Genomic DNA, 13,829 nt, shown 5'->3' with positions numbered 1-13,829 from the left:
ACTTCGCGCTATTCATATTGATATGTAATGGACATTTATGTCTTTTATACAGTTTTTTTTATGAAATATTATCAATAAGTTATAGTAAATTATAGGATTCATTTTTAGGACTATCTTTTGTAAAATTTTAAAACAATAGGTGGGCGCAATGGAGATAAAATGATTGGCGCTAAGAGTTAGTTGGAAGGCAAAAGTTCACGCGTTTTTAGCCGGTAAGAGCAAGCGATGAAGAGCGACTAACTTTCAAGCTGCGGGCTTGACATTGTGCTTCTTGGGTGTTCTTTACAGTATTCGCAATTTCTTTTGCTTTGCTTTCCGATGTCCCAAGGAGGCACGCTAGTCTGGTATGGTCTTTTTCTTGTATGGCTTTACGATCTTCTGAGGATAGACGATTGTGTAGTTGTCGTGAAAAGGTATGGAGTTCTTGTCGCAGTGAACGAGAATGCAATAAAGCTTCCCTTTGTTGTTCTTCTGATAAGGAAAAAAGGTTTTGTAAATTTTTTCCAGGTTTTTCGACAGCGTGACTCAATCGATTTTGTTCTCTTTGGTGTTGCTCTAAAATTTCTTCTTTTGTTTGTTGTGTTATTGTGGCATAATTTTTAAAGGCTTGGCTGAGTTGTGGAACAGTCTGTTCGGCTTGTCTGCGATTTGAACTTTTCATGCCAAGTATTTTACTTCCTGCAAATTTAGAAATTGATTGAGGGTTTTCTAAAATTTCATCGGCAAATTGATTTCCCAAGTTTGGAGCTGCCGTTACGATATCTAATGTTGTCTTTAAGGCGTGGGTTTTACCATAAACGAGCTTTGATAAATTTTCGATTTCTTTTCGGCTTCCTTCAACATAAGCGTCATTTGAAATCCTTTTAAATAACTCTTCATGGGTAAGAGGGGCTAATGTTTCTTTTGGGATCAGTATTTCTTTTAAGTTTTGAATGTTGGTTTTTTGAAAGCAGAGGCGAGCGCCGTTTTGTAATGTTTTGACTTGTTCTGGGGGAAGATCATCTTTGTGTCCGACGACGAAAGCTCCCTCTACTTCCATGACAAAACCTTCTGCTGAAACGCCTCTAAAGATGCCTTCATAGGTTACATCTTCCTTTGCTGCAACAACAACACGATCGTTAATTTCATCCAGTCCAGCTTCTCTCATCTGGGAGATAAATTCTTTTAAAACAAGGGCTTTTTGTGGATGGGTGATATCTTCAAAAAGATCTTTCATCGGTTGGGAATTGCCATATTGCATAGCTTCAATACAAGCTGTTGTCATGCGTCCCTTTGTGATGAAAGAAAAGTCAATGGTATGTCCTGCTGCTTGTCCAAGTTTTTCCATAAACATTCTATTGACGCGCCCATTGCCTTTTCTGAAAGGATGCGCGTGCTCGAGCGCCATAAAAACTTCAGCGGCATTTTCAGCAAATTCTTGGCGCGATAAACCTTTTAAATTGTTCTTCTCATTAAGTGTTTTTTCGAGTTGTATGAGTTCTTTTTTTATCTGTGGACCGATAGCAAAAGGAGCTTCATAACCTTTGGGACGCATTGCCGGCATATGGGCAGTGGTGCCATCTTCAAATGTAAAGGATGTATCGCGGGTGTGGCCCGCCCATTCAAAAGTTTCGTAGAAGAGGCTCCAGTGGATTAGTTTTAGATAGGAAGCATCAAATTTTTGTGGGGGTGGTTCATGGCGAAAATTTACGGCTGCTTTAGTGACGTCATGGGTACTGCGTTCATACAGTTTTTTAGGGTCTTTGATGCCATATTTATTTTTGAGTGTTTTGGTTCCTTTATATAGATAATTTTGCTCTAACATGTAATCTCTCCTAAGTAGGTAGGGTGGTGGTTGATGAGCGTCTTAAACGCTGCCATGTGAAAAATTCCCCTTCGCGTATTCTTTTGAGATTTTGGTTGTTATGAGAGGGAGCATTTTTCCCTCAAGTGCATGGGTTGTATCAATCGTTTTGTGATGCTTTTGAAAAGCTTTTCTGATGTTTCCTGTGTTTATTATCTTGTGCTGTAAAATACTTGGTATTTAGGGTGCTGATATGAAGCTCATGAGTGGCCAGAAAATGGATTTTCTATAAATTGACTTTGGGCAAAATCTTCGTTCTTTGAGGTGTAAGAAAGAGGTCAAAAAGAAAAATGTAGCTTAAAACTGTTTTTTCCTTTAACAAAGTTATTTGCAAGAGCGCTTTGATGAGGGGCGTGGATATAGCGGGTGTAATCGCTCTTGGTTAGCGGATGGTGCTGGTACTTTTCATACACAGCTCTCAGATTGGTGAATCTATGGGCAAAAGCAGTCATCAAAAATTTTTCTCCATTATGTTTTTCTTATTGCTCCATATGAATATTTTGCCATACGGATATCTTTTTTGTGTATTTTTGCAACAAAATGTTTTTTATTTTATATTGTTGCTCTTATTATATTGCGCTGCTCTAAGATCCATGAGAAAGAAAACTCTTTCTTTGGTTGAAAAAAAAGCTTTTTTCAGCGCTTTATCGTTAAAATAGAACACTTTATGATATCGTAAAGGGGGGAAAGCTTGTGTAAGAATGATTTATTCATTTTGATGTATATCTTAAATATTTTTTGGGAAAAAATCGATGTTCTTGAGTGTAGGTGTTTTGAGAGTTCTTGTCTCAAAGATCAATCGTTTGTTTTTCTTAAGCCTTGATATTGGTGATTAGCGTTGTGAAATGTTTTTGGTTGTTTGTAGGGGATAAATTATACACAAAAAGCTTTGTAGGAATGTATTTGCAGGACTTTTCCAAGTGGAGAGGTTGGTTTAGTTATAGATAATTTGAGGGTTTTGGTATTTCTTATAAAGACGATGGGCGCTGGTAAAACGATACACAAAATACAAAAAGGAAAAACACGGATTTTTTTATCATGTTTTCCTTATATGTGTGTGTGGAAGCGGTCAAAAACTTTTTGTTAACGGGTTTTTAAAAAACAGAAATCTATGTTGTTTTTGTGGTTGTTCTTTTCATAGTCAAGATCTCATAATAGAAGGTTAGTTTTTCTTTTGTGGAGCAAAGCGGTTTTTTGCAGCAGCGGCTAACATTTCTTTTCTTCTGAAATAGATGGCGCGGCCACATCGCAAAGGGGGGTGTCCTTGCATAAGAATAATTTGTTCATCTTGACGCATTTCTTGAATTATCTCATGGGGTAAAATGAGAGCTCTTTTTAAAATATTCATATAACCACGAAAATCGACTCCATCTAAGACAAATAAAATAGGCTTTTGTAGCTTTCGTCAGTAGTAATCATGACGTTTAAAAGGAATTAACAATTATCCTGTCCAATTGCTTTGGATATGGTGTATATGCTATGTGCAAAATTGGTGGTAGGGCGTTTAAGTAGTCTGTTTTTTGCATGTATGATAAGAATATTAAAATATCTCTTCCACATAGGTGTTTAAATCAAAAAAACAAAGTTTCATATTTTTTAGTTGGCCATAGCAAGTGTATTTGAACGATTTTGTGTGCGTGTGTAGAATTGGCTATGAGTGTTCCTTGCTTTTTGAACAATGTCGGTAATTTCTCGTGCTTTCTGTTCTGATATACCAATACTTTGTGCAAGTGTTTCATAATCTTTGTTTGTGATCGCACTACATTCGTTTGATGAGAGACGATGTTCTAAACTGTTTATAAAAGTACGGAGCTCTTGGTATAATTGAGGAGATTGAGACAAGATTTCTCTTTGTTTTTCCGGTGATAAAGCAAAAATATTTTGCAAGTTTTGACTGGGATTCTCTACCGCTTTTCCAAGGCGTTCTTGTTTAATTTTATGGTCTCGAGTGACTATATTATAGGTAGCTTCTACAGTATACACATAATTCTCAATTGCAAGAGAGAGCACATCAAGATAATTTCGAGCGTGTACACGTGTCGGATTTTGTAGACCGCATATACTAAAACCTGCAAGAGGAGAAACAGAGTGCGGTGCCTGTTTAATCTGATTAGCAAACTGTCTGCCTAATTCTGGATTTTTAATAATCTCTTCTATCTGTTCGTTTAATACGTTTGCGTCACCATAAACAGTTTTTGCGTAAGTTCGGACTTGCTTTTGAGCTTTGAGAACGTAACTATCTAGCGCAACTGTTTTGGCACATTCACTTTTTGTGAGAGGCGCTAATGTTTCTTTTGGAATAAGCGTGTTTTCAAGCTCTTTGCTGTTGGGGGCGGTAAAGGTAATGATATCACCAGGTTTTAATGTTTTTAATCGTTCTGGTGTGAGATCATCTTTGCTACCAATGATGTAAGTTCCTTGCATATCGAGTATAAAACTTTCTGAATAACAACCTTTATAAGTTCCTATATAGGTTTCTCCTGCCTTTGTTGCCATAACAAGGCGATCATCCACGTTGCGTCCCGTATTGTTTATGTGATCCATAAATTCTTTTAAAAGACGTATTTTGGGGGGATTGGAGATATCCTCAAAAAGATCTTTCAACAGTTGTGTATTGCTATATTGCATTGCTTCGCTACAGGCAGCCATCATACGTTTTTGTGTGACAAGCGAAAAGTCAAGCTTATGTCCTGCAGCTTTGGCAAGATTTTCAAAAAAGACTTGTTCTGTGTGCTCATTGCCATCTATGAATGGGTGGATTTTGTGAAGAGAATAAAATAGACTCGTTGCTTCCTTGACAAATTCTTCGCGTGTTAAGCCTTGCAAATTGTTTTTTTCGGCAAGCGTTTGATCTAATTTTTGTAAGAGTTCAGGGATTTCTTCACCAGTTGCAAAATTATTGCCCCATTCCATTCTTTTCATTTCTGGCATGGCGGCAATGCTATCGTCTGTAAATGCGAAGGGGATATGGCGCAGATGTCCAGCCCATACAAAGGTATTTTTAAACAATTGTTGGTGGATATGGCATAGATAAGTTGAATTAAAATATTCTGGCAGGGGTTCTGCACGCAGATTGATCATGGCTTTTTGCCTATCATGTGAGCATTTTTCCAGAAAGCGTTTTAAATCTGTTTCTCCATATCTATTTTTGAGAATTTGGGTACCAAGATAGATATAATTATGGGGTGAGGGAATTCCTTTTGTTTTTTCTTTTGCTTTTGGCATTGTTACATTCCTTATAATGTTACATTGTCTATGAGAGTGTGTTAAACTTTTTGTTTGAAAATCCCCCACGCATATTGTTTTGAGATGTTGAGACTTGGGTGAGGAAAAAATCCCTCAAATTCGTAGGTGTTTTTGAGTGTATCAATCTTTATCTTGGCACTTTTTTCTTTTACTGAGAGAGAATAGTTCATTTGGGTTGTTTTCATGCATATTGTCTTTTAATTTTTTTGTAGAAAAATTTTCCTATAAAAGCGGTGCCTTCAAAAGTTTTTTGATAGGATTCTCAAGGCATAGATATGATTGGTATTTATTATTTGGAGATGAGGAGAGTGCTTTATAAAGAAAATTGGCATTGGTAAGCACAGGCATAATACCATCATTCAAAGACTTTTCCCTATATTTTTCTTGTTGTATCAAGCGGGAATTCCTTCTTTATAGGCTTTTATGAGATAGAATCTCTGCTTTTATCCTTTGATGTTTTTGTTTTGATGCATGACCTCCATTGGAGGGTGTTTTTTAGTTTTTCTGTGCTTTTGGGGCAAAACGGTTTTTTGCAGCTGCGGCTAACATTTCTTTTCTTCTGAAATAGATGGCGCGACCACATCGCAAAGGGGGTTGTCCTTGCATAAGAATAATTTGTTCATCTTGACGCATTTCTTGAATAATCTCGTGGGGTAAAATGAGAGCTCTTTGTTGGTAATTGATGTTGTAAGAACTTTTTCCTAAAGATAAACCTCTTGATTTGCTCGTTCCGGTGACTTCAACGGTCATTTGACCACAGCGTTCTGAAATGTCTTTAGCTGTTTGAAGGTCTTTAATGGCCGCATAACTGACAAAGGAGCAGCTTTCAAACCATGAACGTGCTCCTGCTTCGCCAAAGTGATTGACCAACTGACCCGTGGATTGATAAAAGAGCATCAAGGATGTGCCGTATTTACGTCCACGATCGCGGGCTTCTTCTAAAATATTCATATAGCCTAGAAGATCAACTTCATCTAAGACGAATAAAACACGCTTTTTATAGTTACCGTCTGCTGTAACCATGGCATTGAGAAAGGCGCCAATAATCACACGTCCAATAGCTGGATAACTGTTTAAAATGCTTGCGGGGAGATTGAGAAAAACATCTGTATTGCCATTGGCAATATCTGAGGAAAAAAAATCATCTCCGCAGACAAGATCTGCATAATTGGATAAAGAAAGCCATTGGGTGTCTTTTGAGGCGGTTGTATAGACTCCTGAAAAGGTTTGTTCTGCCATTTCTGTAAAAATACCCACCATTTCACGAATAAAAGGAGAAGGTGTTGTTTCTTGAATCATGCGTAATTGATTAACAACAGCTGTTTCTGATTGAGAGAGAATACCACGCAATGTTTTTAAATTGCGCTCGCTGTCTTCATATTCATCAGAAAATACAACATGAGCAAGAAGAGCTGTTAATAGGTTATGGGCTTGTGTTGAGAAATATTCCGCTGAAGAATTGTCTGATTTTTTATCTGTAAGAAGCAACTTTGAAAAGCTTACAATATTCGCTTCGCGTTGTGTGCGTGGTACGCTGTCATCTAAAAGCCAATCGATGACATTAAAGTTTTTTGTTAACAATGAGTTGGGATCGAGAACAATGACATTTCTATTTCCCATTTTTTGACGCGCATATTTGACCATTGGGGCAACTTCTGTTGAAGGATCAAGACAAATAATAGACCCTGGATAGGTTAAACACGTAGGAACTACTGTACTTGTTGTTTTATAGCCACCAGAACCAGCAAAAAAGATCATATGAGTTGAACCAAAATCAAGATTAAAGGTTAGCAAAGGGACTGTTCCACCCTTTCCCCATGTTGTTTTATTGCCAGGTGCAAAGGGAATGTTGCACACATTATCTTGATCGACACGATATCTTTCACCCACAACAATTTGCCCATTGGCAGGAAAGATTTTTGCTGCCTCTCTTAAATTCATCCATGATGCTTCACCAAAAACACCTTTTTTTGCACGCTTGACCTTACTTTTAGGTGGAGAGGTTGTTATGAATTGAATGAGGGACAAAAAAACACCAATGATGATGCCAAAGACAACCATGGGATCCATAAATTGAAGAGCGTAGCTCCACGTTATTCCTTGTTGTCCAACATAGGGACTTAAGCGTTTTATTTCACCACCAATATAGTAAAGAGCAGTCATTCCAAAAAAGACAACGGAGACAAAAGTGATTATTCTACGCAGGTGCAGTTTTTGCGAGAGACTATACAACAATGAAACAGTAGCCGTTAGTGCTAGGACTAATAAAGGTTCTGAACGAAGAGTCCAATAAATTTGATCGCTCTTTAGTCCATTTGTTATAAACAACAAAAAGTGAGGGACAAGGAATATTGTTAAAGCACCTAAAGCGATCGGTGTTAAAATGAGTACCATTTGTGTTTTGGTATATTTCATTGTATTTTACTTTCAATTCTGTCAGAATATGTTGCGAAATGCTCTTTTCCAAGTGTGTGATATGAACTCTCATCTCTTTTTGCAAAGGTGCAGATAACACCAGACAGTTTTTGCTTATGAGCCTTTCTCATTAAGGAGAAAGGTTTTATCTATTCTTAGCAGGCCATAGCAAATGCTTGGGAACGATGCATTGTGCATATTTGCGCTCGTTGATGTACTTCTTTGGTTTGCTTAATAATTTGTGTAATTTGCCTAGCTTTACTTTCTGATACACCAATACTTTGAGCCAATGTTTCAGAGTCATTCTTTTGGACTGCTTTATGTTCATTTGGTGAGAGGCGGTTATTGATGCTTTTTGCAAAGTTTGTAAGCTCTTTTTGCAGTGAAGGATTTTTTGCTAAAGCTTCTTGCTGTAATTCTTTTGGCAAGGCGAAGAGATCTTGCAAGCTTTGACTTGGCATTTCTACCGTTTTTGCACGACGACTTTGTTCTGTTGCATGTTCTTGCGTAATTTCCTTTTCAGCATGTTTTACAGCATACGCGAAATTTGCAACGGCAGTACAGAGCATCTCAAGATGATTTTTAGCGTTTGCACGTGTCTGGTTTTGTAGTCCACATAAACTAAAACCGGCAAGATGAGAAATAGAGTGCGGTGCTCTTTCAATCTGGTTAGCGAGCTGTTGGCCTAAGCTTGGATTTTTGATGATTTCTACCATCTGTTTGTTTAATGTTTTTTCGTTACCATAAACAATTTTTGACAATTGCTGAACCTGTTTTAGGCTTGCGTGGACACAAGAATCTTCTGCAACCATTTGGGCCGTTTCATTTTCTGTCAAAGGGGCTAATCTTTCTTCTGGAATGAGAATGCTTTCAAGCTTTTTTGTTTTGGGAACGGTAAAGGTAAATCTATCACCAGGTTTTAATGTTTTGAGTTGTTCTGGCGTGAGCTGTTCTTTATTGCCGATGATGTAGGCGCCTTTCACATTGAAAGCAAAGCTATCATAACCAGCACCCCTATAGGTACCTGTGTAGGTTTCACCTTCTTTTGCAACCATAACAGGACGATCATTAACATTGCGCCCAAGTTCTTTCATGTTGTTCATGAATTCCTTTAAAAGAAGTATTTTATTGGGATTAGAGATATCTTCAAACAGATGTCGCATTGGCTCTAGGTCACCATTTTCTGCTACAGCAACACTGGCGAGCATCATGCGTTCTTTTGTAACAAGTGAAAAGTCAAGCTGATGCCCTGCGGCTTTGGCGAGATTTTCAAAAAAGACCCGTTGTGTACGTCCATTGCCTTCTCTAAAAGGATGAAGTTGGTTAAGGGCGTTAAATAAGCTTATTGCTTCAGCGTTAAATTTCTCACGCGTTAAGCCTTGCAAATTATCTTTTTCGGCAAGCGTTTGATCCAATTTTTGTAAACCGTCTTGGATTTCATCGCCGAGTGCAAAAGGATTTTCCCATCCTGTTCTTTTCATTTCGGGCATGGCGGCTGTGGTACCATCTTCAAATGTAAAGGGGAGATGGCGCAGATATCCAGCCCATTCAAAGGTATTTTTAAATAAGTGGTGATGTATAGAGCATAGATAGGAGCTATCAAACTTTTCTGGTACGGGGGATTCACGCAGATTAACCATCGCTTCTGCTGTATCCTTTGAGCATTTATCCAGAAAGGATTTTAAGTCTTTTATTCCATATTTATTTTTGAGTGTTGTGGTGTTTGGGTAGACATAATGATGGGGAGAAACTGTCTGTATATTTTTTGTCTTTGCTTTTGCTTTTGGCATCGCAGCTTCCTTATAATTTTACGTTGTCCATAAGAGTGTTAAATTTCTCGAGTGAAATATTCCCCTTTGCGTATTCTTCTAAAATTTTGAGTGTTGTAGGATGAAGCGCTATTCCCTCTATCGTATGGGTGCTGATGGCTGCTTCAACGGCTTCACGGCGTTTTTTTAATTCTTCCTCTGTCATCGATAAAAGATTTTCTCTATTTCTGTTTCGTTGGTTTTCATGCATTTTTTCTCTTATTTGCAATTGTTGCTTTAAAAGAGCCTTTGGCAGCCGGTGTGATCTTCTTTTAGTCACCTCCAAAGATGTTTCGTTGTTTGAAGGGATCGTAATAAATTTCTGTGACCTTAAATTTTCCTTCAATCCGTTTGCATTGGATGATGATATCAATCATTGAAATCAACAGTCCTCGAATATCATCACGCTCTAAATCACCACCGCCTTCACTTTCTTTGACCAAAAGGGTCATCTGCTCAAAGGCTGCAAGTGCTGTTGATGCGTGAACCGTCGTAATGGAACCTGGATGGCCTGAATTGACATTGCGGATATAATAAAAGGCTGTACCATCTCGAAGTTCTTGCAAAAGAATACGATCAGGACGCATCCGTAAAGATGATTCAAGCAACTCTTTGGGGCCAACGGAGGCTAAGCCTTGTCCATCTTTTGAATAGAACATTGAGACATGGTTAGGGTGTGGTATCACCAATTCTTGCGTGTCTTCAATGGTGATAATACGCTCTTCTTGAGGGATTTTGGCGATTAATGCTTTTGATAATGTTGTTTTACCCGAACCGGTTTTTCCCGCAATTAAAATATTTTTCTGGCATTCTACAGCTTGATTTAAAAAAGAGACAAAGTCTTTATTACAGTAGGCATTGGCTAAATTATGCTCGATGATTTTGAGTTCGTTAAAACGAGAATGATAGTCATTCAAAGGTGTGAAAGAGACCTGTTCACAAAGCGAGAAGAGGCCTTTCTTGGCGAGTTCTTCGAGAGAAAAACTCTGCGATGATGGTTTACGAATTGTCATACTAATCGTGTCTTTTTCGACAGCCGGCGGAATGACAATTTGAATGCGCTCATTGCCTGGTAGCGTTGCAGATAATATTGGGTTTTTGTCCGATATGTTTTGCTTGGAATAGGAGGCGACAACTTTCGCAATTCCCATAAGCTCATTAAAAGAGAGAGCCGGTGCTTCTATTGTTTTCCATCCATCAAATCCTTCAGTCATGACTTGATAGGGACGATTGATAACAATTTCAAAAAGACTATCATCTTTCAAAAAAGCATTGATGGGTTCAAGTTTTGTGAGAACAATCGCAACGGTTTCATCGCACATGGTATGTAAGTTTGAGTTCATTCTAAAGTTACCGCAGAATTTTTGTAAAAGTTTCTTGAAACAGCTCGATTGATAATTTGTTTTTTGTTTTCGATGACTTTCAATTTATAAACGCTGGAAAAATCTAAATCGCGGGCAACAAAGATATTCACCATTTCCCCTTGGTTTTTGGATAATGTTGGAGGAATATTGGCGTAATTTTCTACGAGAATGTTTGCGATGTTTTGTCCTGAAGAGAGAGTTTCAGTTTCTTCTTTTTCCTGTTTTTTTGATAAACGTTTATTGGCATAGTGTGTTGCATCTTTTATTAGTGAGACAAGAAGCGCAGACCCAATCCTCTCGAGCCAATGGTTATCAATATCTCCATCCATACCAGAACGCCCTAAAGCATCCGTTGCCGGTGAAGCTAAGGATATAATGATACCATTGGGGGTTTTTGCTCTATTCCATAGTACAAAGAGACGTGTTTGGCCTTTTTTCAATCCGGCGCGATATTCACCAACAATTTGGGTGCCTTTATCAAGAAGCACAACACGACCATTGTCTGATAAGATATCTCTGGAGATGATACAACTGGCAAAACCTTGTTGATCACTGTTGATGGCTGTTTCTAAAATACAAGGAATAGAAGTTCCCATCGCGATGATGTAGTTTCGATTGCCAAGGGTTGAAGCACGAATACCTTCAAGCACTGTGGGTTTGAGAAGATGATTAAAACGTTGTGTCGTTTCATCAGATTTACTTTCAAGTTGGTGAGGCAAAGCACCATTATTTGTTTGTGAATCTATTTTGCTTTGTTGTGTACTTGCATAAGCTAATACAGGAGCACGTTGTGCTGCCTCCAGCAGTGAGTCATCAGAATTTAATTGATTGATGTTTGGTGTTGGTAGCTCGACTTTTGGTAATAGAGCGTTATTTCGTTGAGGCTGTTCAAAGGGGGGAGGGGTAGGCTTTGCAGGACGAAAAAGCTCTGTTTGTTTTATAACTTTTCCTTCTTTTGAAGATTCAACCGGTTGCTTTTTGTCTGTAACAAGTGTTGAATAGGCTAAATAAAGACAGACACTGAAAAGAATAATAAGAGCAATAGCTTTCCCTACATTGTTCTGTTGACTTTTCCCTTGAGCATTTTTTATTGTATCGCGATCATTAATGCTTTTTTCATCCACGGTGTTATTCATGGCTGCTTCCTAGGTTCACTTTACGTTGTACAGATGGTGATGTCGTACCTGTTTCAGGGTTAATTCCTTTTGGTACGAACCTTTTGTTAAAGATGCACAATACTTCATTCCCACGTCGTAGCGTGAATTGTGCAGATGTCGCATGGACAATAACCTTGTTGCCTTTAATCGATTTGGGAATAAGGGCTTCTTGCCCATCAGGCGATACAATGTAAATGGCAGGGATTTCAATGTTGCCTAAAAAGGTAAAGGTTGTTGTTTTCCCATTATCATAGACAGAAGCAGGTTCAATGAGGGATGAGCCTTGAGCTTCATAAGCCCAATTGCGTGGTCCAAAATCTTCATGGATATTTAAAATATCATTGACAAAGTTTTCTTCACGTTGTTTTTCTTTTTCTGCTTCGGCTAATTTCTTACGTAAGGCTTCATCTTCTGGATAACGAAACTTTACTAAGAAATACGTCTCATTGCCTGCTGAAACATCGCCTTCACGGACTTGTAGCTCGAATTGATAAGAGCGTTGTGTTCCATCTTGGCGGCTTGTGACAATTTGTAAATTTGTCACAGGCTGGACTTCACGTGGTTTGAGAAAAACAAAGTGTCCAGCCGGTGCAACTTGCCAAGCAACCGAATTTCCAATTCCTACATAGGTTACTTCTTCATCAACGGCAAATTCTAGTTGAACCGAAGAGCGAATGGAGCCAATGATTTGTACGACGTTGTAGGGGTCATAATTGACAAATCTGATGCGGTTATCTTTACGTGCACTGATAGGTGCTGTTTCTGCAAGTGAGAGAACTGTGTGAAAGCTGAGAGTGATCGTAAAAATTAAAGAGATTGTTTGCAAAAGTCTGATCATTTTATCACCTCTGGATCAGATCTATATTCCGATACTTGAAAACCAAGAGGGTTGATAAGACGATCAGACGTTGAAATGTGTGCGTTCACGTAGGAAAAATTTAAGATTGAAATCCAATGGGAAATATTTTCTTTTTCATTCAAGTCTCTGATCGTTTTATAGTAACGAACTTGGATAAGATCTTTACTTATAAAAGAGATTGATTTGATTGTGATCGTAGCAATCATGTTATGATAAATATTTTGCGGACTTTCTGGATTATTGCCCGCGTACCATTTTGCAAAACGGTTTTGTTCTTTTGGAGAAGATAAAAGAGAGACTAAGCGAAAATTGTTTTCTGCTTCTGATGCTTGAAAACCTTCACGAGCGCGAACATATTGGCTGGCAAAATAACGCGTTATAGCTTCATCATAGTCGTTAGGGGATTCTTTTAGGGCGCTTACAGTATCAATAATGCCTGTTGAGTTATCAACGCGGATAACAAAAGGCTCTACCGTTTTCAAAGGTGTCAAAGCTGCGACAGCTAAAGCCAGCGCAATTGTCATCAATCCAAAAAGCACTGTTAAAGCCATGGAGATTTTCATCCGCACGCGCATGCTATGCATGCGATCAATGTCAAATGAGCGCGCTTCTTTTATATATTCTTCAAGGGCATCACTTTTCACGCATAACCTCCACAGTTTTATCAGATCGTGCTTCATGAATAACCGGCTTTAATAAAGCTGAATTGGCTGTTACTTTTTCACTTTCCAAAGTATTGAGAATGATGGGAGTAGTAACAGGCTTTACGCTCTTTTCTGGGTAGACAATGTTTTTATTGTCCCAATTCCACTTATCTTTATTTAAAGCGCGTGTATGTTTGCCATTACAGCGTGGTGGTTTTTTAGGGCCACTCAAAGAGGCACAACCAGTAAGAGCCATTGTTAGGACCATAACAAAAGTTATTTTTTGTTTCATTTTTTAAACTCACAAATATCTTGGAATACAATGCATGAGAGCCTTTGTTCTGAACATTTTTACAAGTTTATGTGATGCAAGATTTCGATTGGTTTTGTTGTTAGACCCAAGGTGTTAGATCTTATCTGGAACAGGATCATGGCGTGTGCACCCTTTGGCGCACACAAGGAAAAAACAAAAATTCTTATTCTTTTAAAGAGG

The 13,829-nt window shown here is 38.3% G+C and carries 10 protein-coding genes and 1 pseudogene; all 11 read right to left on the bottom strand.

Annotation, left to right across the window (positions count from 1 at the left end):
- Positions 1–205 precede the first annotated feature (205 nt).
- Positions 206–1,804: a BID domain-containing T4SS effector gene (locus ACFIN0_RS05650; protein WP_375702095.1), complete on the bottom strand. Its 1,599-nt coding sequence runs from the start codon at positions 1,802–1,804 to the stop codon at positions 206–208.
- Between the two features lie 1,201 nt (positions 1,805–3,005).
- Positions 3,006–3,191 (bottom strand): annotated as a pseudogene (locus ACFIN0_RS05645) (type IV secretory system conjugative DNA transfer family protein); the annotation flags it as partial.
- Positions 3,192–3,439: 248 nt separating this feature from the next.
- Positions 3,440–5,068, bottom strand: coding sequence for a BID domain-containing T4SS effector (locus tag ACFIN0_RS05640; RefSeq protein WP_375702094.1), 1,629 nt, complete (start codon positions 5,066–5,068; stop codon positions 3,440–3,442).
- Between the two features lie 516 nt (positions 5,069–5,584).
- The gene (gene traG, locus ACFIN0_RS05635) at positions 5,585–7,504 is read right to left on the bottom strand and encodes a Ti-type conjugative transfer system protein TraG (protein WP_375614697.1); all 1,920 of its coding nucleotides are present in this window, start codon (positions 7,502–7,504) and stop codon (positions 5,585–5,587) included.
- A 155-nt stretch (positions 7,505–7,659) separates the two neighbouring features.
- Positions 7,660–9,294, bottom strand: a complete 1,635-nt coding sequence (locus tag ACFIN0_RS05630) for a BID domain-containing T4SS effector (protein ID WP_375702093.1) — start codon at positions 9,292–9,294, stop codon at positions 7,660–7,662.
- A gap of 10 nt (positions 9,295–9,304) precedes the next feature.
- Positions 9,305–9,523 (bottom strand): antitoxin VbhA family protein, encoded by a 219-nt coding sequence (locus ACFIN0_RS05625; RefSeq protein WP_375607250.1) that lies wholly within the window; start codon positions 9,521–9,523, stop codon positions 9,305–9,307.
- A 61-nt stretch (positions 9,524–9,584) separates the two neighbouring features.
- Positions 9,585–10,655 carry a P-type DNA transfer ATPase VirB11 gene (gene virB11 / locus ACFIN0_RS05620; protein ID WP_375607251.1) on the bottom strand — a complete coding sequence of 357 codons (1,071 nt, stop codon included), beginning with the start codon at positions 10,653–10,655 and terminating at the stop codon, positions 9,585–9,587.
- Positions 10,652–11,812, bottom strand: coding sequence for a type IV secretion system protein VirB10 (gene virB10, locus ACFIN0_RS05615; RefSeq protein ID WP_375614694.1), 1,161 nt, complete (start codon positions 11,810–11,812; stop codon positions 10,652–10,654). Before virB10 ends, virB11 begins: the two co-directional genes overlap by 4 nt.
- Positions 11,805–12,671, bottom strand: a complete 867-nt coding sequence (gene virB9, locus ACFIN0_RS05610; RefSeq protein ID WP_375607253.1) for a P-type conjugative transfer protein VirB9 — start codon at positions 12,669–12,671, stop codon at positions 11,805–11,807. The genes virB10 and virB9 overlap by 8 nt, the downstream gene beginning before the upstream one ends.
- Positions 12,668–13,372 carry a virB8 family protein gene (locus ACFIN0_RS05605; RefSeq protein WP_375610599.1) on the bottom strand — a complete coding sequence of 235 codons (705 nt, stop codon included), beginning with the start codon at positions 13,370–13,372 and terminating at the stop codon, positions 12,668–12,670. The genes virB9 and ACFIN0_RS05605 overlap by 4 nt, the downstream gene beginning before the upstream one ends.
- Positions 13,326–13,628 carry a type IV secretion system protein VirB7 gene (locus ACFIN0_RS05600; protein WP_375614692.1) on the bottom strand — a complete coding sequence of 101 codons (303 nt, stop codon included), beginning with the start codon at positions 13,626–13,628 and terminating at the stop codon, positions 13,326–13,328. The genes ACFIN0_RS05605 and ACFIN0_RS05600 overlap by 47 nt, the downstream gene beginning before the upstream one ends.
- Between the last annotated feature and the right edge of the window lie 201 nt (positions 13,629–13,829).

This window comes from Bartonella sp. AA89HNZF, from assembly GCF_042196905.1.
In the GTDB taxonomy this organism is placed as follows: domain Bacteria; phylum Pseudomonadota; class Alphaproteobacteria; order Rhizobiales; family Rhizobiaceae; genus Bartonella.
This window is presented reverse-complemented; position numbering and strand designations above follow the sequence as displayed.

Coding starts and splice junctions, on each gene's coding strand:
- ACFIN0_RS05650 (WP_375702095.1), bottom strand. CDS start 1,804: ATGTTAGAGCAAAATTATCTATATAAAGGAACCAAAACACTCAAAAAT.
- ACFIN0_RS05640 (WP_375702094.1), bottom strand. CDS start 5,068: ATGCCAAAAGCAAAAGAAAAAACAAAAGGAATTCCCTCACCCCATAAT.
- traG (WP_375614697.1), bottom strand. CDS start 7,504: ATGAAATATACCAAAACACAAATGGTACTCATTTTAACACCGATCGCT.
- ACFIN0_RS05630 (WP_375702093.1), bottom strand. CDS start 9,294: ATGCCAAAAGCAAAAGCAAAGACAAAAAATATACAGACAGTTTCTCCC.
- ACFIN0_RS05625 (WP_375607250.1), bottom strand. CDS start 9,523: ATGCATGAAAACCAACGAAACAGAAATAGAGAAAATCTTTTATCGATG.
- virB11 (WP_375607251.1), bottom strand. CDS start 10,655: ATGAACTCAAACTTACATACCATGTGCGATGAAACCGTTGCGATTGTT.
- virB10 (WP_375614694.1), bottom strand. CDS start 11,812: ATGAATAACACCGTGGATGAAAAAAGCATTAATGATCGCGATACAATA.
- virB9 (WP_375607253.1), bottom strand. CDS start 12,671: ATGATCAGACTTTTGCAAACAATCTCTTTAATTTTTACGATCACTCTC.
- ACFIN0_RS05605 (WP_375610599.1), bottom strand. CDS start 13,372: ATGAAGCACGATCTGATAAAACTGTGGAGGTTATGCGTGAAAAGTGAT.
- ACFIN0_RS05600 (WP_375614692.1), bottom strand. CDS start 13,628: ATGAAACAAAAAATAACTTTTGTTATGGTCCTAACAATGGCTCTTACT.